The sequence below is a fragment of the Streptomyces sp. AK08-02 genome, from assembly GCF_033795085.1.
Classification (GTDB): domain Bacteria; phylum Actinomycetota; class Actinomycetes; order Streptomycetales; family Streptomycetaceae; genus Streptomyces; species Streptomyces echiniscabiei.
The window spans coordinates 91,837-115,983 of the sequence record NZ_JARAZV010000018.1 but is presented as its reverse complement, the minus strand read 5'-3'; the positions used below and the strand labels follow the sequence as shown (position 1 = coordinate 115,983).

The window sequence follows — 24,147 nt, the reverse complement described above, 5'->3', positions numbered from 1 at the left end:
CCGCCTCAGCCGAGCAGAGTTCCGCCGCTGGCGTCGATGAAGGCGCCGGTGACCCACCGTGCGTCGTCGGAGGCGAGGAAGGCCACGACGTCGGCGATGTCCTGCGGCTCCCCCACCCGCCCGAAGGCCGACAGCTGTGCCATCTGCTCGACGGCCTCGGGGATGTCGAAGACCGGGCTGCCGTTGCGGGTGATGCCCGGCGCGACGCTGTTGACGGTGATGCCGCGCGGGGCGAGGAACTTGGCGAAGTGCAGGGCGAGTTGTTCCAGCGCGCCCTTGGTCATCGCGTACGCGATCTCGTCGGGGTTGGCGACACGGGTGAGGCCCGAGGAGATGTTGATGATCCGGCCACCTTCGGTGAGGTTGGTCAGCGCCCGCTGAATGACGAAGAACGGCGCCCTGGCGTTGACCGCGAACAGCCGGTCGAACTTCTCCGGGGTGGTGTCCTCGGCGGAGACCCCGCCCATGACCCCGGCGTTGTTGACGACGATGTCCAGATCGACCGATCCCGTACGCTCCTTCAGCCCCTGTTCGAGGGCGAGGAACAGCTCATGGACATCACCGGGAACCCCGAGTTCGGCCTGGACGACGAAGGCCCGGCCGCCCTCCTTCTCGATCGACGCGACGACGTCCTCGGCCGTCGGCACACCGGTGGAACAGTGCACCGCGACGAGGGCCCCCTCCCGGGCCAGCCGCGTGGCGATCGCGCGGCCTATGCCCCGGCTCGATCCCGTGACCAGTGCCGTCTTGCCGTTGAGCCTGCTCATGTCGTGTCTCCGTTCAACTGGGGTGTTCTGTTCAACTGGGGTGTTCTGTCCGGTACTTGTGTGACCGGGGTGGGCCGGCTCGCCGAACCACGTGCGCAGGGCGGCGACCAGGGGCCGCGGGCCGGGCGGTCCGGCCGAGGCGATCCAGGCGACATGGCCGTCCGGGCGGACGAGCACGGCGTCGGGGCCGGGGAGCGGGCCGAGGGAGTCCGGTTCGGCGGCCACGGTGTCCACCCGGTCCGCCCAGGGGGCGGCGGCCGTGCGCAGGAGCGCGTGGTGCTCCGGGTCGCCGTAGGCGTCGATGAGAAGGCCTCGCCCGGAGCGCATCGGGTGGTCGTGCGCCAGGCGGGCGCCCAGCAGTGGATGCCCGCTCGCGTCGACGTCGTAGCGGATGTCCAGACCGGAGATCATCCCGGCCAGGTGGCGTCGGGCGGGTTCGTGGGCGATGAGTTCGGCGAGTACGGAGCGGGTGGCCTCCACCTCCGGGCCGCCGAGCAGCAGTGTCGCCTGGGCGTTGATGTTCCCCAGGACCTGTCGGCCGACCGTGTGGCGTTCGGCGTGGTAGGTGTCGAGGAGTCCGTCGGGCGCCCGGCCGGTGATCCGGAGAGCCAGTTTCCAGCCGAGGTTGACGGCGTCCTGGAGGCCGAGGTTGAGGGCCTGGCCCCCGATGGGCATCTGCTGGTGGGCCGCGTCGCCGGCGAACAGGACCCGGCCGTGCCGGTAGGCGGCGAGTTGGCGGGAGGCGTCGCCGAAGGCGTTGACCCAGATCGGGGTGCCGTGGGAGATGTCCTCGCCGGTGACGCGCAACCAGGCGTCGCGGATGTCGGTGAACTCCGGTTCGCCGGTACGGTGTCCGGCCGGGCCGTCGAACTCGTGCACCATGACCCGGGTGATGCCCTGGGGGCCGCGGGCGGCGATGGCCAGGCCCCGCTCCAGGCGCTGGAAGTGCCGGGCGGGTATCTCGATGCCGTCGATGTCCGCCCGGATCAGTTCCCGGCCCGCGTCATGTCCGGGGAACTCGGCCCCGACAAGGCTGCGTACGGTGCTGTGCTCGCCGTCGCAGCCGACGACGTACCGTGCGCCGATGCGCAGCGGGCCGGCCGGGCCCGACACCTGCGCCTCCACCGCGTCCCGGCGGAGCGTCAGTGCGGTCAGTTCGTGTCCGCGCCTGAGTCGGGCGCCCAGGGACAGCGCCCAGTCCTGGAGGACCGCCTCGGTGTGGACCTGGGGGGACTTCCACTGACCGGGACAGGGGCCGGGCAGGGTCAGGTCCAGCGGGATGCCGCCGAAGTGGCCCACGGTGTGGTTGGGCAGACTCCCGAAGCGGTCCAGCAGTCCGCGGGCTGCGAGGATCTCCATGGTGCGGGCGTGCAGGGTCGAGGCCCGCGACTCGGTGGTCGGCTCGGTCCTGCGCTCCACCACCACGACGTCCGCGCCGCCGAGCCGCAGTTCCCCGGCGAGCATCAGTCCGACGGGGCCCGCTCCGACGATGACGACGTCGCTGTCCAGGCCGTCCACGCTCAGCGCTTGCTCTCGGCGTGGTGCTTGGCCTGGTTTTCGGCGTGGTCCTTGGCGTGGTTCAAGGTGGCACGGCTGTTGGTGCTCAGGGCGCCGTGCACGTAGGCGCGAGCGTCCGCGACGGTCGCTCCGGGGCCCAGGACGGCTGTGATGTTGGCGGTGTTGAGAACGACGGTGTGCTGCGAGGAGGCGGCGACGCCGTCCTCGTTGTCGGTGAAGGTCCAGTAGCCGGTGTGCAGGGTCATCAGCGCGGGCAGGGTGACCTGCTTGTAGGCGATCTTGTGGTGGGGGAAGGCCACCCGGTAGGACTTGGTGGTGTGCGTCGACCCGTCCTTCGCACGGGTGTCCATCTCCAGGGTCTGCAGCCCGGGGGTGTCCTCGGTGAAGCGGACGGAGGCCACATGCGGCAGCCGCCGCGCCCACAGCCCGGCCTCGTTGACGAAGTCGAAGGCGTCCTTGGCGGAGCCGTCGATCTGGACGGTGTCCTCGAAGGAGAAGGTCAGCTCTTCGGCGGCGTGGGCACGTTCGACGTTGGTCTTCAGCGCGGCCAGTTCGGACCGGGAGTTGCGGTCGACGGCCTCGTCGATCCACTTCAGGCTGTCGGGGTCGTCGTCGATTGCCCGGTAGTCGTGCAGCAGACGGACCCGGGAGGCGGTCTCGGACAGCGGCTCGATGATCCAGGTACCGCCCATCGCGGCGACCGGTGGGGCGGAGACCTCCTGCCGGAACGTGATCCGCGACCGCCCCGGGTCCAGGGTGCGGCGCGACGTCCAGTTCTTCGCCTCACCGTTGGCGGTCGCCCAGATCCGGATGCGTTCCTTGCCCTCACCGAGCCCGACGTGGTCGACATGGATGGTGGGCGGGAAGATCTGCGGCCAGTTCTCCACCTCGGCGATCAGCCGGTAGACGGCGGCGGCCGGAGCCTCGACGCCGATCTCGTGCTCGACCTCGCGGAAGTCCTGCTGAACCATGCTGTTCTCCTCTTTTCCGGAAAGGGGCAGGAAAGGGCAGGAGCGGGAAGGGCACTCAGAAGTTGCCGAGGCCGCCGCACACGTTGAGGGCCTGCGCGGTGATGGAGGCCGCGGTGTCGGAGACCAGATAGCCGACCAGGCCGGCGACCTCCTCCGGGCTGGAGTAGCGGCCGAGCGGGATCTTCGCGGAGAACTTCTCCATGATCGCGGCCTCGGTGGTGTCGTAGGCGGCTGCGTAGCCCTGCCGGACGCGCTGGGCCATGGGCGTCTCGACATAGCCGGGGCACACCGCGTTGACGGTGATCCCGGTCGGCGCGAGTTCGTTGCCCAGGGCCTTGGTGAAGCCGACGACACCGTGCTTGGACGCCGAGTAGGGAGCGCCGAGCACCACGCCCTGTTTGCCGGCCGTCGAGGCGATGTTGACGATGCGGCCACGGTCCTTGTGGCGCATACCACCGGAGTTGAGCACCTCGTGGGTCAGCCGGAAGACGCTGTTGAGGTTGGTGTCGATGACGTCCTGCCACAACTCGTACTCGATGTCGGCGGTGACCCCGCCGCCGCTGCGGCCCGCGTTGTTGACCAGTACGTCGACGGTGCCGAACCGGTCGACGGCGGCCCGGACGAAGGCGCGCACATCGACCGCCGAACGGACGTCGAGGATCGCGCCGTCGACATCCAGACCCTCCGCGCGCAACTCCTTGACCGTGGCGGCGACGTTGTCGGCGTTACGGGCCCCGATGAACACCTGATGGCCCTGACCGGCCAGCAACCGGGCCACGGCGAGCCCGATACCGCTCGTCGCGCCCGAGACCAGTGCGACCCGCGTCGGTGCGCCGACGGCGTCCTGCTGTTCGGAGACAGAGGTGACAGTCATGTTGCGTGCTCCCGGACTCGGATCAGGCCGCGGCTGCGGCGAGGTGGGTGTTGACCAGGTCGATGAGCGCACGCGGCGTCGTGGCGTCGGCCAGCGCGGACTCGTCCAGGGCGATGGCGTACTCGCGCTCGATGCGGCTGCCGGTCTCCAGCAGGGCGAGGGACTCGTAGCCCAACTGCTCGAACTCCATGTCGAGGATCTCGGCGTCGAGGTCGACGCCCTCGTCGGAGCCCGCGCCTTCGAGGAGGATCCGCTTGAGATCGGTGAGCGTGAACGGAGACATGAACTGAGACATACCGGTTCCCTTCGGTGTGTTGTGGTGCGGTGGTCGGGTGAGCCGAGGCGCCCCGTGGCGCGCCAGCCGGTCAGGCGGTCAGGCGGCTCGTACGACAAGCGCCGAGTTGAAGCCGCCGTGACCGCGGGCCAGTACCAGCGCGGTGCGCACCGGCATGGACCGCGCCTCACCGGTGACCAGGTCGAGGTCGTGGCCGGGGGCGGGTTCGGCGTTGGTGGTCGGCGGGACGACGCCGTCCCGGATGGCCAGCAGCACCGTCGCGACATCGAGGGCGGCGGCACCGGAGTAGAGGCGGCCGGTCATCGTCTTGGGCGCGGTCACCGGGACGCCGCGCGGGCCGAAGACGGCGCGGATCGCCTCCGCTTCCACCCGGTCCAGTTCCGGGACCGCCGCCGCGTCCGCGAAGACCACGTCGATGTCTCCCGGCTGGGCTTCGGCGTCCGTCAGGGCCAGCTCGATCGCCTTGCGCAGTCCGGGTTCACGGCCGGTCTTCGGCGCGGGGTCGAACGTGGCGGCGTAGCCGGCGATCTCGCCGTAGACGCGGGAGCCGCGCCGCCGGGCCGACTCACCGTCCTCCATGATCAGGATGGCGCCGCCCTCGCCGGGCACATGCCCCCGGGCCTCCGCGTCGAACGGGACGTAGGCGCGGGTGGGATCGTCGCAGGTGCTCAGCCGGCCGCCGGCGAGCTGGGCCACCCAGCCCCAGGGACAGACCGAGGCGTCCATACCGCCGGAGACGACGAGCGGTGTCCCCTTACGGATCTGGCGCCGGGCCTGCGCGATGGCGTCCAGTCCCCCGGCCTGGTCGCTGACGACCACTCCGCTGGGGCCCTTCATTCCGTTGCGGATGGAGATCTGGCCGCTGTTGACGGCGTAGAACCAGGCGAAGGACTGGTACGCGCTGACGTACTCGCTGCCCTGGCCCCACAGCTTCTGGAGCTCGTTCTGGCCGAACTCGAAGCCGCCGGAGGAGCTGGCGGTGACGACGCCCATGTCGAAGGCCGGGAGTTCGCCCGGCCTGACCCCGGCGTCCGCCAGGGCCCATTCCGCCGCCGCCAGCCCGAGCTGGGTCATCCGGTCGGTCTGCGGGATCAGCCGGCCGGGGATGTGGTCCCGCGCGGTGAATCCGGGTACCTCTCCCGCCAGTCGGACGGGGTAGCCGCTCGGGTCGAAGCGGGTGATCCTGCCGATACCGCTCCGGCCGGCCAGGGTGGCCTCCCAGTAGTCGTCCGCCCCCAGTCCGTTGGGCGCGGCGACGCCCAGGCCGGTGACCACGGCGGAGGGGCTCATGCCGCGCTCCGGTCGGGCCGGGCCAGCACCATGGCACTCTGGAAGCCGCCGAAACCGCTGCCTACGGTGAGCACCGCGTCCGTGAGCTGGTCACGTGCTTCGAGGGGGACGTAGTCGAGGTCGCACTCGGGGTCGGGGGTTCGCAGGTTCGCGGTCGGCGGCACGACCGCGTTCTCCATGGCGAGGGCGGAGGCGGCGATCTCGATGGCGCCGATCGCCCCGAGGGAGTGCCCGACCATCGACTTGATCGAGCTGACCGGGGTCCGGTACGCGTGGTCGCCCAGGCTCCGCTTGAACGCCGCGGTCTCGTGGCGGTCGTTCTGCTTGGTGCCGGAGCCATGGGCGTTGATGTAGTCGATACGGTCGCCGGGCATCCGTGCCTCGTCGAGCGCGACGCGGATCGCCTCGGCCATCTCCACGCCGTCCGGTCTGAGACCGGTCATGTGGTAGGCGTTGCTGCGCGTGGCGTACCCGGCGATCTCGGCGTAGACATGGGCGCCGCGCCGTCTGGCGCTCTCCAGTTCCTCCAGGACGAACACCGCCGCTCCCTCGCCCAGCACGAACCCGTTGCGGGAGCCGTCGAAGGGGCGGGACGCCCGTTCCGGTTCGTCGTGCCGGGGTGTGGTCGCCTTGATGGCGTCGAAGCACGCCATGGTGATCGGGGAGATCGGCGCGTCCGTCGCACCGGCGATCATGACGTCGGCGGAGCCCTCACGGATCACCTCGACGGCGTGGCCGACCGAGTCCAGGCCCGAGGTGCAGCCGGTGGACACCACCGTGCTGGGGCCCTGGGCGCCGACCGCCCACGCGACCTCGGCGGTGAAGGAGCTGGGCACAAGGTAGTCGTAGAGATGGGGTACGGCGTACTCGTGGTCGACGAGTGCCAGCCTGCCGCCGTCACTGACGATCCGGTACTCCTGGTCGAGGCCCGTCGTGGCGCCCACTGCGCTGCCGACGGTGACGCCGACGCGGTACGGGTCGTGGGAGTCGAGTTCGATCCCGCTGTCGGCGACCGCGCCGCGCGCCGCGACGACAGCGAACTGCGCTGCCCGGTCCATCCGCCGGACCTCCTGCGGACTCAGACCGTGGGCCTCGGGGTCGAAGTCGATCTCCGCCGCGACCCGGGAGCGGAAGGGAGAGGGATCGAAGAAGGTGATGCGGCGGGTCGCCGTGCGTCCCTCGCTCAGCAGGCTCCAGAAGTTCTTGACGCCGACACCGCCCGGAGCGAGGACATCCATGCCGGTGATGACGACCCGTCGCCCGGTCATGACACCTCCCAGCTGTAGAAGCGGGTGGCCATGGCATCGGCCGGTGAGCGCCAGGTCGCCGGGTCGTAGGCCTCGATGAAGGGCTTCAGGGCGTCGCTTATCCCGATGAACCGCGGGTCCGTCTTGGCCTCCTCGATGAGCCGGTCCCCGTTGTCCTCGTCGAAGTCCTGGAGGTGGAAGTAGAGCCCCCGGTACGAGAACAGCTGACGGCGCCGCGTGCCCATGCGACGGGGCATATCCGACTCGTCGAAGGCGCCGAACAGCCGTGCGACGTCCGCGCTGGAGCCGGGCTCCATCCGGGCCACAATCAGGGTGCTGTGCATGGATTTCCTTTCGTGTCCTGCTGTTTCCGGTGTCCTGCGGCAGCCGTGCGGGGCCGTGGGGCTAGCGGGCGGGACCGAACCAGCGGTCCAGAGCCATGGGGAGGTCGCTGTGGCAGCCGGGGGCGGCCCAGGCCACGTAGCCGTCCGGGCGGATCAGGACGGCGGTGGTGCCCGCCGGGAGACCGTTGCCGGTGGCGTCCTTCGGCTGTGCGGTCACGATGTCCACGCGGTCCCCCCACCCGCCGGCGCGGCGCCGCAGTTCCGCGCTGTCCGCCAGATCGAGCAGGACGCCGCGCCCCGTACGCAGAACCTGCGTGCTGCTGTCGGCGGTGCCGCCGGACAGCTCCAGGTGCGGCATGCGGCGACCGAGCAGCGGGTGCCGGCCTCCGGCGACCGGGTAGTGGACCTCCAGACCGCTGACCATCCCGGCGAGGTGCCGGCTCACCGGCAGATAGGTGATCAGCTCGGTCAACACGTCGCGCAGTGGCTGCACTTCGGGACCACTGAGGAAGAGCAGGCCCTGGGCCTGGGTGTTCATCAGCAGCCGTTCGCCCACCGGGTGGCGCTCGTCGTGGTAGGTGTCCAGGAGGGACTCGGGTGCCCGGCCCCGCACCACGGCGGCGAGTTTCCAGCCCAGGTTCACGGCGTCCTGGATGCTGGTGTTCATGCCCTGGCCGCCGGCCGGGAGATGGATGTGCGCGGAGTCGCCCGCCAGGAACACACGCCCCTGCCGGTACCGGGTCACCTGGCGGGTGGCGTTCCCGAAGGAACTCACCCACACCGGCTCGCCGTACGAGATGTCGTCGCCGGTGAGCCGCTTCCAGGCCGCCGCCACCTCGTCGTACTCGGGCGGGGCCTCCCGCCGCTGCGGAGGCGTGCCCCGTTCGCAGACGATGAGCCGGGTGACGCCACCGGGAAGCGGGCCGACCATGACCATGCCGCCGGGGAGCGTCTCACCGACCATGCGCGGCTGGAGGTCGAGCCCCTTCACGTCGGCGAGGAACATCTCCATCGTGGACGGTGTGCCCGGGAAGTCGAAGCCCATGGTCCTGCGCACGACACTGCGTCCGCCGTCGCAGCCCACCACATAGCCGGCGGTCAGCCGGTGCACGCCGTCGGGGCCGTCGACCTCCACCTCCACGAGATCGCCGGTGTCCTTGAGGGAGAGCAGCTCGTGCCGGCGCCGTATGTCCCCGCCCAGCTCCTCGACCCAGTTCTCCAGCACCGTCTCCGTCTGGGCCTGCGGCACGGTCTTCGCGGCCTGGTGTGCGCCGTCGAGCACCCCGAAATCGACGGGGAGACCACCGAAGTGGCCCTGGTTGCTGATCTCGATCTCCCCGAACCGGGACAGCAGTCCCCGCTGGTCGAACACCTCCATGGTCCGCGCGGTGAACCCCAGGCCCCGGGACTCGCCGGTACGTTTCTCCAGCCGCTCCAGGACGATTACGTCGACTCCGGCCAGCCGCAACTCTCCGGCGAGCATCATTCCGGCTGGTCCCGCTCCGACGACCACTACTTCGGCGTCCATATCTCCTCCTCGATGACTGCGACAAGGATTCGGCGAAATTCCGACAGATTCCGGGCACACGGGCTCGACACGACCCGCGGAAAAGAATTCCGGTCCGGCTCGGGGAAGCAATGGCCGAGGTTTTTCGGATCCCCGAAATGCGAGAATGGGTAACTGAAAGAAATCTTCCTCGCCATTTCAGGGACGGGTCAAGGAGCCGATTCAAGAGACCGGTGAGGAATCATCAGACAAACGTCAAGAATCGACTGAGACCCAGCGATGTGTCAGAGGAATGTCAATACGGGACCAGGCCGAGGGCGTGGTCGTAGCGGCTGACGGTGACGCTCACCGGTCCCGGCCGGCCGTACGCCCCGGCGAGTGCGTCGACGTGCGCCTGGGCGCTCTCCCCCTCGACGTGGTCGAGGACCCTTCTGCCGTCGGTGCTCAGGTGGAGGTGCGCGGAGATGCCACCGGGGTACGCGTCCGGCTCGTTCTCCAGCGACTCCACCGTCTCCAGGGCGGCATCGGCCCAGGCGCGCTGCCGGTCCGGGTCGGGTCCCTCGAACTTGACGTCGACGACCACGACACACCCGGGCCCCCCCGTGTCACCGCCCCGGACGGCGCTCCGGTAGTGCCGGTACCGGCCGAGCCCCAGCCGCTCGATGCCGGGCACGAGCAGGTCGATCTCGTCGTTGCGCTCCTGCCGACGGGTCTCCACGAAGGCCTCGTAGGCCTGCTCGGTCGTCCACTGCGAGTAGTGCATCAGGGCTTCGCCGTCGCGCCCCGCGTAGACGTGATAGCCGAGCAGGCCGGCGGTGGGCCAGGGCCGCCGCTGCCAGGTGTCGGCGATGGCCTCCACGGTCTGCCGCTGGCGCAGCGGAGTGTGCACACGCCAGTGGCTGAAGAACGGGGCACCGACGCGAGGGTCGGTGAGGTCCGGATGGCTTTCGGTACGACGTGTCATGTCGGTCATCGTGCAACCCCGCCCCTGAATAGGGTCAAGCAGCCGATTCGAGCCGCCTGTTCGGGAGATCTGGCCGCCCGTGAACGACCGGATCCGCAACACCGGCCGGAACCACGGCGGTTCCGTGCCCTGGCGGCTCCGGGACGGTGAACCCGGCGGAGGTGGCCGAGGAGACGGGGCCGGCTACGCGCCGTCCCGCTCGGCGATCCGCGCACACCCGGTCATCCCTGCAGGGCCTCGGCGATCATCGCGGCTGTCAGCATCTGCGCGCCCCTGCCACTGGTCGGGTCGCAGCCGGTGATGTCCTCGATCCGCCTCAGGCGGTAGTCGAGCGTGCTGCGGTGGATGAACATGCTGCGGGCCGCCTTGTTCCGGCTGTAGTCGGAGTCGACGAAGGCGGTCAGCGTCTCCCACAGGACCTTGTGCGCCCGAAGTGGCCTGATCATCGCGGCCAGGTCGGTCCGCACCTTCTCGTTCAGGGTGACCGCGTACTCGACCAGCACGTCCGACATCGTGTACGCGCCGCTCGGGCGCAGTCCCGCCATCACCAGCTTCAGCACACAGGACGCTTCTTTGAACCCGTCGACGAGATGTGCCCTGTCCCGTTCGGCGGTCGCGAGCCAGCTCCTGCCGCCGAGGCACTCGGTCAGCCGCTTCACCGAGCGTTCGCCGCTGCCTGGACCGCCTGCCGGGACGAAGAGAACGACGTTGCCGTCCCGGTGCGTCAGCAGCGTGTCCTGACCCGACACCGAGCACAGCGCGTCCTCCTCGCGGCCGGGCTCCGCAAGCCTCACCGCGGCGATCAGATATCGAGGAGCAAGCCCTGCGAACACGTCCGCGGGCAGCGGACGACCGTCGGCGAGGTCACCGGCCAGGTCACGCGAAGCATCTGTAGTGGATCTCTGCTGGTATCCGTCGAGGAAGTCCTGCAACAGGCGCCCCCCGGCGCGCACGATGGCGGCCAGCTTCGGATCACCTGCCGCCGCCCTGGTCAGCAGCTCGACCAGTTCGTCCGGCTCGTTACCGGTCCACTCCCGCCCTGCGGCCCGCACCTTCGCCCTGAAGTCAGCGACCCTGTCCTCCTCCGGCGTCGAGCAGAAGGCCTCGACCGGAGATAACGACCTGCCTGCCGTTTGGATCATTTCTCATCTCATCTCCCCGAATGGCACGTTTGCCCCCACTTGGGGCCAGGAAAGACAAAGCGATCCGGCACTGCCGGGACCTGCCACGACCATTGACGGCGACGTCGGAGAAAATTCACTCACCGAAGCAGTGGGGGTTTTCGGCACGACACTCTCCACTCATGTCCATGAGGGCGCATCGGAGCCAGTGGGGGGTACTCCGATCATGGAAATGCTAACACGGTTACTTTAACCTTGTAACATATTACCCGCCGGTCACGGTCTGGGTAGCCGGTCAATCAACGCCACAACCCGGTACATATCCGGACGAACAAGACCCGCATGCCGCAAAAATGGGAGGGAATTCCGAGGCGGGCGGAAAATGCCGGGGCACGCCTGGTGCGCCGGTGACAAAGGATGAGTGGGACACCTAGGATGCCAATCAAGTAGGTCCTCACTCTGTATTTCACCGATTACGGTCCTGGCCTGGTCGGCTGTACGGGATGGATGGGTGACATGGACAATCCTCAGAACGGCTTGAAGAACTGCATTCGCCGCTCGGACTGTGCCAGAAATCACGGTTGCGGCCCGAATCCCTCCGACTGGGGGCTCAGCTCGATCCAGGCCAGGATCCTGGAGGGTGTTGCGGCCGGCTTTTCCAGCGGGCGGCTCTCGCGAGAGATGTACCTCAGCTCGAAGACCATTGACTATCACGTCCGCGTCATGTCCGAGAAGCTGCAGGCGCCGAATCGTGTCGCGTTGGTTTCGAGGGCGTACGCCCTCAATATTCTGATAACAGAATCCTGGCCCCCGCGCGTCGCGTGTGAAGCCGTGGATTAGCGCACGCCGGTTCGTGAGATCACGATCCGCGTCCTGAGGGCGACGATTTCTGTCCGGCCCTTTCAGCCCCGTGGAGCTCGTTGAGTCCGCCGTGGAGGATTTCTTCTCCCGTCGGACCGGGTGCGGCCACTCACGCCTCGGCGTCCGCACCGCCCTCGATGTCCACGCCCATCTCCTCGGCGATGCGTACGGCCTCGGCCAGAAGGGTCTCCACGATCTGTGACTCCGGGACCGTGCGGATCACCTCGCCCTTGACGAAGATCTGGCCCTTGCCGTTGCCGGCGGCGACGCCGATGTCGGCCTCGCGCGCCTCCCCGGGGCCGTTGACGACACAGCCCATCACCGCCACCCGCAACGGCACCGGGAACCCCTCAAGCGCCGCGGTGACCCGCTCGGCGAGGGTGTGCACATCGACCTGGGCCCGACCGCAGGACGGACACGACACGATGTCCAGTCCCCGTGGCCGCAGCCCGAGCGACTCCAGTATCTGCGCGCCGACCTTGACCTCCTCGACCGGTGGTGCGGAGAGTGAGACACGGATGGTGTCGCCGATGCCCTCCGCGAGCAGCGCGCCGAACGCGACCGCGGACTTGATCGTGCCCTGGAACCGGGGGCCCGCCTCGGTCACGCCGAGATGCAGCGGATAGTCGCACCGGCCGGCGAGTTCGCGGTACGCCTCGATCATCACCACCGGGTCGTGGTGCTTCACCGAGATCTTCAGGTCGGTGAAGCCGTGCTCCTCGAACAGCGAGCACTCCCACAACGCCGACTCCACCAGCGCCTCCGGGGTGACGCCGCCGTGTTTGCGCAGCAGCCGCTTGTCCAGCGACCCGGCGTTCACACCGATCCGGATCGAGATGCCCGCGTCCGCGGCCGCACGGGCGATAGCGCCGACCTGGTCGTCGAACTGGCGGATGTTTCCGGGGTTGACCCGTACCGCGGCACAGCCGGCGTCGATCGCGGCGAACACGTACTTCGGCTGGAAGTGGATGTCGGCGATCACCGGGATGCCCGACTTGCGCGCGATCACCGGCAGCGCCGCCGCGTCGTCCGCCGATGGCACGGCGACCCGCACGATCTCGCAGCCCGCCGCGGTGAGTTCGGCGATCTGCCGCAGCGTGGCGTCGATGTCGACGGTGGGCGTGGTGGTCATCGACTGCACCGACACCGGCGCGCCACCACCGACCGGCACCGTGCCCACCGTGATCCGGCGGGAGGTCCGCCGCGTGGCCACCGAGAGCGGGACCTCACCCTTGCGTGGCAAGGGCATTCCCAGAGCGACGGAAGTCAATGTTCCTCCTCCGAGTGAACCGGCCAGGTGCCGGGGTCGTCGATGCCTGCCGACGCCGGTGCGGCGTCGAGGCCGGTCAGCAGTTCCACCACGACCCTGGTGATGTTCTGCGCGGTCAGCCCGCAGGCTGCGAGCACCTCGGCCCGGGAGCCGTGGCTGAGGAACCGCCTCGGGATGCCGAACTCGCGCAGTGGGGTACGTACATCGGTGTCCCGCAGCTCCTGCGCGATCGCGGAACCGACACCGCCCACGCGGCTGTTGTCCTCGACCGTGATCGCGACCCGGTGGCGGCGGGCCAGGTCGGCCAGCGCGGGGTTGACCGGCGTGACCCACCTGGGGTCCACGACCGTCACCCCGATGCCCTGTGCCCGTACGCCCTCGGCGACCGTGAGCGCGAGCCCCGCCAGCGCTCCGACCGCGACGATCAGCACGTCCAGCGATCCGGAGCGGCACAGCACGTCCAGCCCGTTGAAGGTGGCCACCGCCGGCAGGTCCTCGCCGACGGGGCCCTTGGGGAACCGCAGCAGGGTCGGACCCTCGTCCCACGCGACCGCCTCGCCCAGCAGTTCGGCCAGCCGGGTGCCGTCCCGCGGCGCCGCGATCCGCAGGCCGGGCACGACCTGGAGCACCGAGAGGTCCCACATGCCGTTGTGGCTCGGCCCGTCGTCACCCGTGACCCCGGACCGGTCGAGGACGAAGGTGACCGGGCGGCGGTGCAGCGCCACGTCCATCAGCAGTTGGTCGACCGCGCGGTTGACGAACGTCGAGTAGATGGCCACCACCGGGTGCACCCCGCCCATGGACAGCCCGGCGGCCATGGTGACCGCGTGCTGCTCCGCGATGCCGACGTCGATCACCCGGTCCGGGAACCTCCGCTGGAGCGGCAGCAGGCCGGTCGGCTCGGTCATCGCGGCGGTGATCGCCACCAGGTCCTCGCGCCGCTCGGCCAGTTCGACCAGCGTCGCTCCGAACACCGAGGTGAACGACCGGGCCGCCGACACCCCGAGCGCCTGCCCGGTGCGCGGGTCCATCGGTTTGATCGCGTGGCCCAGGTCCAGGTCGTTTGCCTCGGTGTGCGAACAGCCCCTGCCCTTGGCCGTGATCACGTGCACCACCACCGGTCTGCCCAGCGCGTGGGCGCGGCGCAGGGCGTCCTGAACAGCGGGCAGGTCGTGGCCGTCGATCGGGCCCTGGTAGGAGAGCCCGAACTGTTCGAACACTCCAGGGGTGCACCCGGCCCGCAGGTCGGCCAGGTGCTCGGCCAGGCCGCCGACCGTCGGCGCGTAGGACCGCTGGTTGTCGTTGAGCACGATGACGAGTGGCCGGTCCGGCCCGCCCGCGATGTTGTTGAGCGCCTCCCAGGCCATGCCTCCGGTCAGCGCGCCGTCGCCGACGATCGCGACGGTCGCCCGGTCGCGTCGGCCGAGGTGGGCGTCCGCCCTGGCCAGCCCGTCCGCGTAGGACAGCGCGGTGGACGCGTGCGAGTTCTCCACCAGGTCATGCTCGGACTCCTCCCGGCTCGGGTAGCCGGAGATGCCGCCCGACTTGCGCAGCCGGTCGAACCCGGCCTGACGGCCGGTGAGGATCTTGTGCACGTAAGCCTGGTGCCCGGTGTCCCACAGCAACCGGTCACGCGGGGACTCGAACACCGTGTGCAACGCGATGGTCAGCTCCACCACCCCCAGGTTGGGCCCGAGGTGTCCCCCGGTGGCGGAGACCCGCTCGATCAGGAACGCGCGGATCTCCCCGGCGAGGTCGCGAAGCTCCCCGGCGGTCAGCTCACGCAGCCGCGCCGGGTCGCGCACGGTTTCCAACAGCGACATGTCGAACAGTGCTCCTCACCGGGTGCGGCGGGCGGCCACGGCCACCCGCTCGGTCAGTTCGGACTGCCGGTCCGGCCGACGGCCTCAGGTGCCGGCCGACGCCGGCAAGGACTCTCGTACGGGTCACCACGAAGGTCGCCCGCACTCCGGGTGGTGGCCCCGACCGGTGGGACACGCGGGCCCGGTCACGGGGTGTCCGCCGCTTCGGTCAGGCGCGCGGGCGGGGAGAACACGATGTCCTCGGTCGCCACCCGGGCCACGGCCGTGTCCGCGTAACCCAGTTCCGCGAGCCGGTCGAGCAGCTGGTCGACGAGGATCTCCGGCGCGCTCGCCCCGGCGCTCACCCCGACCGTGCTCACGCCGGCCAGCCACGTGGGGTCGAAGTGAGTCACGTCCGGCACCAGTTCGGCCCGGCCGCCGAGCCTGCGCGCCACCTCGACCATCCGGACCGAGTTGCTGGAGTTGGCCGAACCGACCACCAGTACCAACTCGCACCGGTCCACGATGGCCCTGATGCCGTCCTGGCGGTTCTGGCTGGCGTAGCAGATGTCGTCGGTGCCGGGCCCGCGCAGGCCGGTGAACCTGCGCCGGAGTACGGCGATGATGTCCCTGGTCTCGTCCACCGAGAGCGTGGTCTGGGTGAGGTAGGCGACCGGTGCGTCGGGGGGAAGGTCCAGCGCCTCCGCGTCGGCAACCGTCTCGACGATGATCGTCCGGTCGGGAGCGTGCCCGAAGGTGCCCTCGACCTCCTCGTGGTCGGCGTGCCCGACCAGCAGCAGCGTCCGCCCGTCCCGGGCGAACCGGCGGGCCTCCTGGTGCACCTTGGCCACCAGCGGACAGGTCGCGTCGAGCACGTCCAACCCGCGTGCCTCCGCGTTCCGCCGCACCTGCGGGGAGACCCCGTGCGCCGAGAAGACACACACCGCGCCCTCCGGCACCTCCTGCTCGGAGTCGACGAAGCGGACACCCCGGCGCTGGAACTCGCGCACCACGTAGTGGTTGTGCACGATCTCCTTGCGGACGTAGATCGGCGCGCCGTGCTGTTCCAGCGCGAGATCGATGATGGTTATCGCCCGGCGCACGCCGGCACACAAACTCCGCGGCTCGGCCAGCAGGACCTGCTTACCGCCACTCATTCCCACTCCGTTCCGTGCCGTGGCGTCCGCGTCGGCACGCCCGGCTTCGCGTCGCCGTACAGGGCATCCACTCCGGTCGGTAGAAACCGAGTCCTTCTCAGAAGTCATGTCCGCCGTCGAGTCCCGGCTTAATAGCCGGACTCCCACACGGCTTTGGTGCCGCGCACAGCAGCCACCAATCCGCAGAATAGTCCAATCCAGGCTCCACGTCGTATCCTTTAGGGTTTTTCCCAAGGTTGGACCTTGCTCACTCCACGTAGTTGACACGACCAGGGGTGCCCTCCAGGATGGAATCCGATAGCCGCCGTCCAATTTCGAGGCGACTCCAGATTTCCCCGGTACAACCGTCCGTCGTCGCATCCGATTCCTGGAGAAGTGATCGTGACAAATCTGGATGAATTCCCTGGTTCAACCCAGACAGTGCCGACCCCTCAGGATGAGGTAAAAATAGTCGGCCAGTATTACGACGGAAAAACAGCGAAGCTTGTTCGCAAATACGGGCCCGGGCCCAGGATTCACTACCATGTAGGTTATTACCCTTCCTCCGAAGTGCCGCCTTATGCCGACGATCCGACGCCGGATGACATTCGCCGCAGCGTACGGCTTCACCAAGAGGGTCTGCTGCGGTACGCGGCCAAGATCTGGGGCGCCGAACACCGGCTTTCGGGAAGGATCCTGGATGTCGGCTGCGGTCTCGGCGGGGGCTCGATCTTCTGGGCACAGGAATACGGTGCCGACGTGACAGCGGTCACCAATGCACCGGAACACGCCCCGATAGTCGAGGGATTCGCGCGCGAATGCGGTTTGGACGGGAAGGTCCGAGCGCTGGTCTGTGATGCGATGCATCTCCCCTTGGACGGCCCCTACGACGCGGCAGTGGCCATCGAGAGCAGCGGATATTTCAACCGTCCGCAGTGGTTCGAGCGGCTGGCGCGCGTGATTCGCCCGGGCGGGAGTGTGTGCATCGAGGAGGTGTTCACCACACGCCCGCACGGGGCCGATGTGTGGGCCGAATACTTCTACACAAAACCAGCTGCGGTACACGACTACGTGGAAGCCGCTCGGGCCGCCGGTTTTGAATTGGTCGACGAAGTCGACGCCACGTCCGAGACGTCGCCGTTCTGGGAGGAGAGTGCCGCCTGGACGAAAGCGGTACTGGACAGCGACAGCGATATCTCACCGATTGCGCGCAGGGATCTGCGGATATCGCTGCTGGCGAACCAGGCGCTCGGCAGTGAATGGCGGGCAGGGGGCCTGCAGTTGGGTTTCCTGCGCTTCGAGTTGAAGTCGACGGCAGGGAGTGCCTCATGACGGTCGAACAGTCCCCGGCTCCCAGCGACGTCCGCGACGTGTACGACGGGTTCGGCCGGATCTACGGTTCCGTGTGGGGCCCCAATATCCACTACGGCTACTGGGAGAACGACGCCGACGACAGCTCCGTCGAGGTGGCCACGGACCGCCTGACCGACCTGATGATCTCGGGCCTCGGCGCGCAGGCCGGCCAACGGGTCCTGGACATCGGCTGCGGCATCGGCCATCCCGCGCAGCGGCTCGTCCGCGCCTGTGACGTGAACGTGGTGGGCATCACCGTCAGCCACGTCCAGGCCCAGGAGGCCACGGAACACGCGGCCGAGGCCGGGCTGGCCGACCGGGCCACGTTCCGGTTCGGGGACGCGATGGACATGCCCTTCCCCGACGGCTCGTTCGACGCGGCCTGGGCGTTCGAGTCGATGTGGCACATGCCCGACCGTGGCCATGTGCTCTCCGAGGCCGCCCGCGTCCTGCGCCCCGGCGGCCGCCTCGCCATCGCCGACGTCATCCAGCGCGATCCGGTCAGCCCCGAGGGACGCGTGGTCCTGGACCACATCTGCGAGAACTACGCGGTGCGCTCCCTGGGCACTGTCGACGAATACCGGGTGGCGTTGGCCGCGAACGGTTTCGTCGACGTGGAGATCCGTGACATCACCGACAACGTCATCCGCACCCTCGGGCTCATGGCCGACGCCTTCGAAACCGTCCGCGACAAGCTGGCCGATCTGGTCGGCAAGGAACGGGCCGACTCGCTCATCGACTTCGTGCGCAGGTTCGGGTCCATTCCGGAGAGCGGCTACCTCTTCCTGACCGCGGTCCGCGCGTAACGACGGTCGCCGCCCCCGTTCTCCAGCCCGGCGACTTACGGCGCGGGGCCGACGTCGAGGCCCTCCCTGGCGCTCCCCACGTACCGAGCCGTTCTCCGGGACGGGTTCGGCCCCACGGGCAGCTCTCGGGCTCGGCGCGGTCCCCGCGCGCCAGCCGCCCTCGCCGGGGAGGGAACACCCTTACCGCAAAGGGCGGTTGTCCGGCGGGGCGGCGCAATCGCTCGTCAGGACGACTCGCGAACGACCAGTTCCGTACGGAGGATGACGTGGCGCCAGGCCGCGGACGCCTCCTCCATCTCCTCCAGCAGCAGCCTGATCATGGCCCGCCCCATCTCCTCCACCGGCTGACGCACGGTGGTCAGGCGCGGCTCGGTGCTCTGAGCCAACGGAAAGTCGTCGAAACCGATCACCGCGACGTCCTCGGGCACCCGCCGCCCCGCCGCGCGCAGCGCCTGCAGCGCCCCCGCCGCCGAGGTGTCGGACGCGGCGAGGACGGCGTCGATCTCGGGGTGCCGTAAGAGGAGTTCCGCCATGGCGCGGCGCCCGCCCTCCAGGGTGAAGTCGCTCTCCGCGACCAGGGACCCCGCACCTTTCAGACCGGCCGCCTCCAGAGCGCCCTGATAACCGCGCAGTCGGCACTGCGCGACGTACATGTCCAACGGGCCCGTAATGGTGCCGATCGCCGTGCGGCCCTGTTTCAGCAGGTGGGAGACGGCGCTTCGGGCACCGCCCAGGTTGTCCGCGTCCACGTAGCTGACGTACTCGTCGCCCGACCGGCGCCCCAGCATCACGGTCGGCAACCGCGCTTCGGCGAGCATGTCAGGCAGCCGATCGCCCCCGTGCACGGACATCAGCAGAACCCCGTCGACCCGGCCGCCTCGTGCGTACTCCAGGAAGCGCTGCCGTTCGGTCTCCGAGCGGACCAGGGTCAGCATCAGCTGCATCCCGGTGTCCGCCAGCGCGTCACCGAGCGAGCGGACGATCTCCGAGAAGAACGGCTCCGCGAACTGTCTCCAGTCCGGCTCCGTCAGGACGAGGGCCACGGCGTCGGCCCGTCTTCCGGCCAGGGACCGGGCCGCGAGATTGGGCACGTAGCCCAGATCCTCCACGGCGCGTTGTACCGCCCGGCGCGTCGCCTCTTTCACACCGGCCGCGTTGTTGATGACCCGGGAGACCGTGCCCCGCCCCACCCCGGCGCGGGCGGCGACCTCCTCCAGCGTCGGCGCTCCAAGGCGTCGCTTGGCCATGACCACCTCTCCCCACCCGCGAGATCACCGATCTTACGGGCCCGGGGAACCGGCCACACGGAATCCGCAGGGGATCAACCGGCCTCGGCCGCAAGGAAGTCCATGCCGATCGACACCTTTGGCAACGGCTGGAGCTGCTTCGCCCGGCCCACCGCGACCGGACCACGCACGGGTCGCTGGGGGCCGGCGTTCCTCGCCGCCTTCGGACCTCTCGGACTGCCGGCGTTGGGCCGACCCAGGCTTCGAGAGCGTTGTGCCGGCCGGATTCCGTGAGCGTCGGGGCGACCGCCCGAAGAAGGGCCGCCCCGGCCGTTTGCTCGGCCTCTCGCCCACGGCGACACATGAGGCCGGGTGATGGCGCCCGGCGCCGGGCTCAGCGGGCCGTGTTCGTGTGGACGTACTCCACGAGGCGCGTCAGGGCGTCCGGCGGCGTGTTCGGCATGACGCCGTGGCCGAGGTTGAAGATGTGGCCCTCCAGACCCTTCGCGGAGTCGAGGACCTCACGGGTCTTCGCCTCGACGGCCTCCGTGGAGGCGAACAGGACCGTCGGGTCGAGGTTGCCCTGGAGCGCCTTGCCGGGGCCGACGCGACGGGCGGCCTCGTCGAGCGGGACGCGCCAGTCGACGCCCATGACATCCACGCCGGCCTCGCTCATGGGGGCGAGCAGCTCGCCGGTGCCGACACCGAAGTGGATGCGCGGCACGCCGTACCCCTCGACGGCCTTGAAGACCTTCTGGGAGGCGGGGAGCACCGAGCGACGGTAGTCGGCCGGGGCGAGGGCGCCGGCCCAGGAGTCGAACAGCTGGACGGCGCTGGCGCCCGCCTCGATCTGGACCTTGAGGAAGGCCGCCGTGATGTCGGCGAGGCGGTCGAGGAGGTCGGCCCAGAGCTGCGGGTCGCCGTACATGATCGCCTTGGCGTTCTCGTACGTCCGGGACGGGCCGCCCTCGACGAGGTAGCTCGCGAGTGTGAAGGGCGCGCCGGCGAAGCCGATGAGCGGGGTCGCGCCGAGCTCGCGGGTGAGCAGACCGATGGCCTCGGTGACGTACGGGACGTCCTCGGGGGTGAGGTCGCGGAGCTGGGCGAGGTCCGCGCGGGTGCGGATCGGCTTCTCGACGACCGGGCCGACGCCGGGCTTGATGTCGAGGTCGACACCGATGGCCTTGAGCGGGACGACGATGTCGCTGAAGTAGATCGCCGCGTCCACGTTGTGCCGGCGCACCGGCTGGAGGGTGATCTCGGTGACCAGCTCGGGCAGGGCGCAGGACTCCAGCATGGGGATGCCCTCGCGGACCTTGCGGTACTCGGGCAGGGAGCGCCCGGCCTGCCGCATGAACCACACGGGTGTGTGCGGCACCGGCTCGCGTCGGCACGCCTTGAGGAAGGCGGAATCCTGCACGGCGTCGTTCTTGACTGCGGCGGACGTCGTTGTCGGCTGCTGGCCCGCGGGGCTCTGGTTCGCGCTCACGACCAGAAGTCTCGCACGCCCCGCCGACAGTCCCGCGAACAGCCCTGTCGGCGGCTCCTACCGGACTGTGGTCCGTTCCACGGGTGTCTCTCCCCGCACGGAGGCCCCGTTCCCCTTAATCTTCCCCGCATGGCTGCGGCACAGGGACGACTGTCGGACGGCGCTGGCGAGATGGACGACGCGAAGGAGGGGGACCGGGATGGGGAGACGGCTCCGTTGCCCTTCCGGGCTGCCGTCGACGCGTTGCGGTCCGCGCGGCTGAGGCCGCAGATCGAGATCGAGCCGACGCGGGCGCCCCAGCGCCTCGCGCCGTTCGCGTACGCCCTGGAGGCGGCGGTCGTCGACGGCGAGGAGGATCTGGCCGACGGCCGGCTCGTCCTGCTGCACGACCCGGCCGGGCACGACGCCTGGCAGGGCTCCTTCCGCCTGGTGACGCTGGTGCGGGCCGAACTGGAGCCGGAGATGGCCGCCGACCCGCTGCTGCCGGACGTGTGCTGGTCCTGGCTGACGGGGGCGCTGCAGGCGCGCGGGCTGTCGTACGGCGAGGCCAGCGGCACGGTCACGCGCGCGAGTTCGCACTACTTCGGCGGGATGTCGGAGCGGCCGGCCGCGTCCCAGATCGAGATCCGCGCCTCCTGGACGCCGCGCGAGGGCCTGGGTGGCGTCCCGGACACCGCGTCCCACCTGGCCTCCTGGTGCGACCTGCTGGCCCAGATCGCGGGCCTGCCGCCGGCCGGCCCCGGGGACGCGTCGGTGGTGACGCTCCCTCAGCGACGCGGGCCCCAGTCCCGCTGAACCACGGCCCGATCTGCTGAACGGCCTTGCGGTCCCTGTACGGGGACCGCAAGGCCGTTCCTTTGTGCCCTCTCCATGTGCCCTCCTTCTGCCGGTATCGGCACGCCGTCTTTAGTAGCTCTTTGTCGATACGGCCACTTTCGGCCGCGTATCGACGTAGAGCGAAACCGTTCGATCTTCGGATGATCGATCGCGTGTCCGAATTGCACAGATTGTTACTCACCAGATCGTGATCTTTCTCTAAAGGAGCACAGGTTTGATGCCGAAGACCTCTGTGACCTTGAAAGCACGGTCGATCCGGTTTCACCCCCAGGACCGGATCCGTTCCGCACTCCAGGAGGCCTGGTGTCCGTTCTTCTTGAGCAGCCCGCAAGCCTGGTCGCCTACCGCCCGAACAAGCCGACCGCCATGGTGGTCGTGGCCGACCCCCGCGTCCGCTCCACCGTCACCCGCCATCTGTGGGCGCTCGGTGTGCGCGACGTGATCGAGGCCTCGTCCATCGCGGAGGCTCGTCCCCGCATCGGCAACCCCCGTGACATCTGCGTCGCAGACGTCCACCTGCCCGACGGCAGCGGGCTCACCCTGCTGTCCGAGACCCGCGCCGCGGGCTGGCCCAACGGCCTGGCCCTGTCCGCCGCCGACGACATCGGAGCCGTGCGCAACGCCCTCGCGGGCGGCGTGAAGGGCTACGTCGTCACCGGCACCCGCAACAACATCGGCCTGCCCAGCCGGCCGGGCGCGGCCCCCATCGGCGCCGGCGCCCGTATGCACCGCCGCCCCCCGGGTGCCCCGAGCCACCCGGGCGGCTACCGCGAGCTGTCCGGCCGCGAGGTCGAGGTCCTGCGACTGGTCGCCGAGGGCCAGTCGAACAAGGCGATCGGCGTCTCCATGGGCCTGTCCGCGCTGACCGTCAAGAGCCACCTCGCCCGGATCGCCCGCAAGCTCGGCACGGGCGACCGCGCCGGGATGGTGGCGGTGGCCCTGCGCACCGGAATCATCCACTGACACCGATCCCGATCACTGCTCCTGAGCCCGGCCCTGATCACTGACGCTCGACCACCGGCGATCGGCCGCTGACGACCGCTTCGCCACCACTCCTGACCGAGATGACCGACAGAATTCACTGACACGTGTGACACGTGACCGGTTTACGACCCCAAGGCGCCCGTCGACGGAACGTTCCGTCGGCGGGCGCCGTCCATACACAGATACCCTTGACAGGTGACCGAAGCCCAAGAGACCGCAGCAGACAGCTCACTGCGAACCACCGGAGGCGCTCCTCCGGACGACAACGGATCTGCTGAGGCTCCGGCGCCGGTCCCACTCCTCGATCCACGTGACGGAATTCCGCCCGTCGTCACCGACGAGCACTCGCTCGCCGAAGTGATCGCCGCGTTCGCCGCGGGCAGCGGCCCCGTCGCCGTCGACGCCGAACGCGCGTCCGGTTACCGCTACGGCCAGCGCGCCTACCTGGTGCAGCTGCGCCGCGAGGGCGCGGGCACCGCGCTCATCGACCCCATCGCCTGCCCCGATCTGTCGGGCCTCGGCGAGGCACTCGGCGACGTGGAATGGGTACTGCACGCCGCCACACAGGACCTGCCCTGTCTCCGCGAGATAGGCATGATCCCCACTCAGCTGTTCGACACCGAACTGGCCGGACGGCTGGCCGGGTTCCCCCGGGTCGGCCTGGGCGCGATGGTCGAGGGGGTCCTCGGCTTCGTACTCGAGAAGGGCCACTCCGCGGTCGACTGGTCGACCCGGCCGCTGCCCGAGCCCTGGCTGAGGTACGCGGCACTTGACGTCGAACTCCTGGTCGACCTGCGGGACGCGCTGGAGAAGGAGCTGGACCGGCAGGGCAAGCTGGAGTGGGCCCGGCAGGAGTTCGACGCCATCGCCTCGGCGCCCCCGCCGGAGCCCCGCAAGGACCCCTGGCGCCGTACGTCCGGCATGCACAAGGTGCGTCGGCGCCGACAGCTCGCCGTCGTGCGGGAGCTGTGGGAGACCCGGGACCGGATCGCGCAGCGCCGGGACGTGTCGCCGGGCAAGGTGCTGTCGGACGCGGCGATCGTCGAGGCCGCGCTCGCCGTGCCGGTGAACGTCAACGCGCTGGCCGCGCTGACCGGATTCGGGCACCGGATGGGGCGGCGGCAGCTGGAGCAGTGGCAGGCCGCGGTGGATCACGTGAAGGCGCTCACCGACTCGCAGTTGCCCCAGCCGGGGCAGCCCGTGGTCGGGCCGCCGCCGCCTCGGGCCTGGGCCGACAAGGATCCGGAGGCCGCGGCCCGGCTGTCCGCCGCGCGCGCCGGCGTCTCCGCGCTGGCCGAGCGGCTGAACATGCCCCAGGAGAACCTGATCACTCCGGACACGGTGCGGAGGGTCTGCTGGGAGCCGCCCGCTTCCGTGGACACCGACTCCGTGGCCGCGGCCCTCGCCGGGTACGGGGCTCGGGCCTGGCAGGTGGAGCAGGTCACCCCGGTGCTGGTGGAGGCACTTTCCGTCGAGGCGCCGTAG

Annotated in this window: 21 protein-coding genes; 6 read left to right on the top strand and 15 right to left on the bottom strand. The window is 69.8% G+C overall.

What is annotated here, in order from left to right; genetic code table 11:
• Nucleotides 1-5: 5 nt before the first annotated feature.
• The 10 genes from PV734_RS33990 to PV734_RS33945 all read right to left on the bottom strand — a co-directional run bounded on the left by PV734_RS33990 (nt 6) and on the right by PV734_RS33945 (nt 10,919).
• The gene (locus PV734_RS33990; RefSeq protein WP_319293402.1) at nt 6-2,285 is read right to left on the bottom strand and encodes an SDR family oxidoreductase; all 2,280 of its coding nucleotides are present in this window, start codon (nt 2,283-2,285) and stop codon (nt 6-8) included.
• A 2-nt stretch (nt 2,286-2,287) separates the two neighbouring features.
• Nucleotides 2,288-3,256 (bottom strand): aromatase/cyclase, encoded by a 969-nt coding sequence (locus PV734_RS33985; protein WP_319293401.1) that lies wholly within the window; start codon nt 3,254-3,256, stop codon nt 2,288-2,290.
• 55 nt (nt 3,257-3,311) lie between these two features.
• Nucleotides 3,312-4,130, bottom strand: a complete 819-nt coding sequence (fabG, locus tag PV734_RS33980; protein ID WP_319095899.1) for a 3-oxoacyl-ACP reductase FabG — start codon at nt 4,128-4,130, stop codon at nt 3,312-3,314.
• Nucleotides 4,131-4,152: 22 nt separating this feature from the next.
• The gene (locus PV734_RS33975) at nt 4,153-4,425 is read right to left on the bottom strand and encodes an acyl carrier protein (protein WP_319095900.1); all 273 of its coding nucleotides are present in this window, start codon (nt 4,423-4,425) and stop codon (nt 4,153-4,155) included.
• Nucleotides 4,426-4,503: 78 nt separating this feature from the next.
• On the bottom strand, nt 4,504-5,715 hold the full coding sequence (locus tag PV734_RS33970) for a ketosynthase chain-length factor (RefSeq protein ID WP_319095901.1): 1,212 nt from the start codon (nt 5,713-5,715) through the stop codon (nt 4,504-4,506).
• Complete coding sequence (locus PV734_RS33965; RefSeq protein ID WP_319095902.1) at nt 5,712-6,983, bottom strand: beta-ketoacyl-[acyl-carrier-protein] synthase family protein; 1,272 nt, start codon at nt 6,981-6,983, stop codon at nt 5,712-5,714. Before PV734_RS33965 ends, PV734_RS33970 begins: the two co-directional genes overlap by 4 nt.
• Nucleotides 6,980-7,306 carry a TcmI family type II polyketide cyclase gene (locus tag PV734_RS33960; RefSeq protein WP_319293400.1) on the bottom strand — a complete coding sequence of 109 codons (327 nt, stop codon included), beginning with the start codon at nt 7,304-7,306 and terminating at the stop codon, nt 6,980-6,982. The genes PV734_RS33965 and PV734_RS33960 overlap by 4 nt, the downstream gene beginning before the upstream one ends.
• A 61-nt stretch (nt 7,307-7,367) precedes the next feature.
• Nucleotides 7,368-8,834: an FAD-dependent monooxygenase gene (locus PV734_RS33955; protein ID WP_319293399.1), complete on the bottom strand. Its 1,467-nt coding sequence runs from the start codon at nt 8,832-8,834 to the stop codon at nt 7,368-7,370.
• Nucleotides 8,835-9,108: 274 nt separating this feature from the next.
• Nucleotides 9,109-9,777, bottom strand: coding sequence for an antibiotic biosynthesis monooxygenase (locus tag PV734_RS33950; protein WP_319293398.1), 669 nt, complete (start codon nt 9,775-9,777; stop codon nt 9,109-9,111).
• Nucleotides 9,778-9,998: 221 nt separating this feature from the next.
• Complete coding sequence (locus tag PV734_RS33945; RefSeq protein ID WP_319095906.1) at nt 9,999-10,919, bottom strand: helix-turn-helix domain-containing protein; 921 nt, start codon at nt 10,917-10,919, stop codon at nt 9,999-10,001.
• A 495-nt stretch (nt 10,920-11,414) separates the two neighbouring features.
• Here PV734_RS33945 and PV734_RS33940 point away from each other — a divergent pair, with 495 nt between their 5' ends.
• Nucleotides 11,415-11,738: a helix-turn-helix transcriptional regulator gene (locus PV734_RS33940; protein WP_319095907.1), complete on the top strand. Its 324-nt coding sequence runs from the start codon at nt 11,415-11,417 to the stop codon at nt 11,736-11,738.
• A gap of 130 nt (nt 11,739-11,868) precedes the next feature.
• On the opposite strand, the gene ispG is transcribed toward PV734_RS33940, so the two are convergent.
• The 3 genes from ispG to ispH all read right to left on the bottom strand — a co-directional run bounded on the left by ispG (nt 11,869) and on the right by ispH (nt 15,988).
• The gene (ispG, locus tag PV734_RS33935) at nt 11,869-13,029 is read right to left on the bottom strand and encodes a flavodoxin-dependent (E)-4-hydroxy-3-methylbut-2-enyl-diphosphate synthase (protein ID WP_319095908.1); all 1,161 of its coding nucleotides are present in this window, start codon (nt 13,027-13,029) and stop codon (nt 11,869-11,871) included.
• Complete coding sequence (locus PV734_RS33930) at nt 13,026-14,852, bottom strand: 1-deoxy-D-xylulose-5-phosphate synthase (protein WP_319293397.1); 1,827 nt, start codon at nt 14,850-14,852, stop codon at nt 13,026-13,028. Before PV734_RS33930 ends, ispG begins: the two co-directional genes overlap by 4 nt.
• 185 nt (nt 14,853-15,037) lie before the next feature.
• Complete coding sequence (gene ispH, locus PV734_RS33925; RefSeq protein WP_319095910.1) at nt 15,038-15,988, bottom strand: 4-hydroxy-3-methylbut-2-enyl diphosphate reductase; 951 nt, start codon at nt 15,986-15,988, stop codon at nt 15,038-15,040.
• A gap of 381 nt (nt 15,989-16,369) precedes the next feature.
• Between ispH and PV734_RS33920 the strand changes: the two genes are divergently transcribed.
• Complete coding sequence (locus PV734_RS33920; RefSeq protein WP_319095912.1) at nt 16,370-17,299, top strand: SAM-dependent methyltransferase; 930 nt, start codon at nt 16,370-16,372, stop codon at nt 17,297-17,299.
• Nucleotides 17,296-18,126 (top strand): methyltransferase domain-containing protein, encoded by an 831-nt coding sequence (locus tag PV734_RS33915; RefSeq protein WP_319095913.1) that lies wholly within the window; start codon nt 17,296-17,298, stop codon nt 18,124-18,126. The genes PV734_RS33920 and PV734_RS33915 overlap by 4 nt, the downstream gene beginning before the upstream one ends.
• Before the next feature lie 224 nt (nt 18,127-18,350).
• Here the strand turns inward: PV734_RS33915 and PV734_RS33910 are convergent, their stop codons facing one another.
• Both PV734_RS33910 and hemE read right to left on the bottom strand, forming a co-directional pair.
• On the bottom strand, nt 18,351-19,373 hold the full coding sequence (locus tag PV734_RS33910) for a LacI family DNA-binding transcriptional regulator (RefSeq protein ID WP_319095914.1): 1,023 nt from the start codon (nt 19,371-19,373) through the stop codon (nt 18,351-18,353).
• Between the two features lie 373 nt (nt 19,374-19,746).
• Nucleotides 19,747-20,841, bottom strand: a complete 1,095-nt coding sequence (gene hemE, locus PV734_RS33905) for a uroporphyrinogen decarboxylase (RefSeq protein ID WP_319095915.1) — start codon at nt 20,839-20,841, stop codon at nt 19,747-19,749.
• A gap of 129 nt (nt 20,842-20,970) precedes the next feature.
• On the opposite strand from hemE, the gene PV734_RS33900 reads away from it, so the two are divergent.
• From PV734_RS33900 to PV734_RS33890, 3 genes are all read left to right on the top strand, one after another.
• Entirely contained in the window at nt 20,971-21,636 is a 666-nt protein-coding gene (locus PV734_RS33900) for a DUF3000 domain-containing protein (protein WP_079061316.1), read from the top strand.
• A 345-nt stretch (nt 21,637-21,981) separates the two neighbouring features.
• Nucleotides 21,982-22,641 (top strand): response regulator transcription factor, encoded by a 660-nt coding sequence (locus PV734_RS33895; RefSeq protein ID WP_319095917.1) that lies wholly within the window; start codon nt 21,982-21,984, stop codon nt 22,639-22,641.
• Between the two features lie 216 nt (nt 22,642-22,857).
• The gene (locus PV734_RS33890) at nt 22,858-24,147 is read left to right on the top strand and encodes a ribonuclease D (protein ID WP_319095918.1); all 1,290 of its coding nucleotides are present in this window, start codon (nt 22,858-22,860) and stop codon (nt 24,145-24,147) included.

What these genes read in the sequence shown, in the direction of transcription:
- PV734_RS33940 (WP_319095907.1), top strand. Translation starts at nt 11,415, where the DNA reads ATGGACAATCCTCAGAACGGCTTGAAGAACTGCATTCGCCGCTCGGAC.
- PV734_RS33975 (WP_319095900.1), bottom strand. Translation starts at nt 4,425, where the DNA reads ATGTCTCAGTTCATGTCTCCGTTCACGCTCACCGATCTCAAGCGGATC.
- PV734_RS33950 (WP_319293398.1), bottom strand. Translation starts at nt 9,777, where the DNA reads ATGACACGTCGTACCGAAAGCCATCCGGACCTCACCGACCCTCGCGTC.
- PV734_RS33930 (WP_319293397.1), bottom strand. Translation starts at nt 14,852, where the DNA reads ATGTCGCTGTTGGAAACCGTGCGCGACCCGGCGCGGCTGCGTGAGCTG.
- PV734_RS33900 (WP_079061316.1), top strand. Translation starts at nt 20,971, where the DNA reads ATGGCTGCGGCACAGGGACGACTGTCGGACGGCGCTGGCGAGATGGAC.
- fabG (WP_319095899.1), bottom strand. Translation starts at nt 4,130, where the DNA reads ATGACTGTCACCTCTGTCTCCGAACAGCAGGACGCCGTCGGCGCACCG.
- PV734_RS33965 (WP_319095902.1), bottom strand. Translation starts at nt 6,983, where the DNA reads ATGACCGGGCGACGGGTCGTCATCACCGGCATGGATGTCCTCGCTCCG.
- ispH (WP_319095910.1), bottom strand. Translation starts at nt 15,988, where the DNA reads ATGAGTGGCGGTAAGCAGGTCCTGCTGGCCGAGCCGCGGAGTTTGTGT.
- PV734_RS33960 (WP_319293400.1), bottom strand. Translation starts at nt 7,306, where the DNA reads ATGCACAGCACCCTGATTGTGGCCCGGATGGAGCCCGGCTCCAGCGCG.
- PV734_RS33945 (WP_319095906.1), bottom strand. Translation starts at nt 10,919, where the DNA reads ATGATCCAAACGGCAGGCAGGTCGTTATCTCCGGTCGAGGCCTTCTGC.
- PV734_RS33955 (WP_319293399.1), bottom strand. Translation starts at nt 8,834, where the DNA reads ATGGACGCCGAAGTAGTGGTCGTCGGAGCGGGACCAGCCGGAATGATG.
- PV734_RS33970 (WP_319095901.1), bottom strand. Translation starts at nt 5,715, where the DNA reads ATGAGCCCCTCCGCCGTGGTCACCGGCCTGGGCGTCGCCGCGCCCAAC.
- PV734_RS33985 (WP_319293401.1), bottom strand. Translation starts at nt 3,256, where the DNA reads ATGGTTCAGCAGGACTTCCGCGAGGTCGAGCACGAGATCGGCGTCGAG.
- PV734_RS33910 (WP_319095914.1), bottom strand. Translation starts at nt 19,373, where the DNA reads ATGGCCAAGCGACGCCTTGGAGCGCCGACGCTGGAGGAGGTCGCCGCC.
- PV734_RS33915 (WP_319095913.1), top strand. Translation starts at nt 17,296, where the DNA reads ATGACGGTCGAACAGTCCCCGGCTCCCAGCGACGTCCGCGACGTGTAC.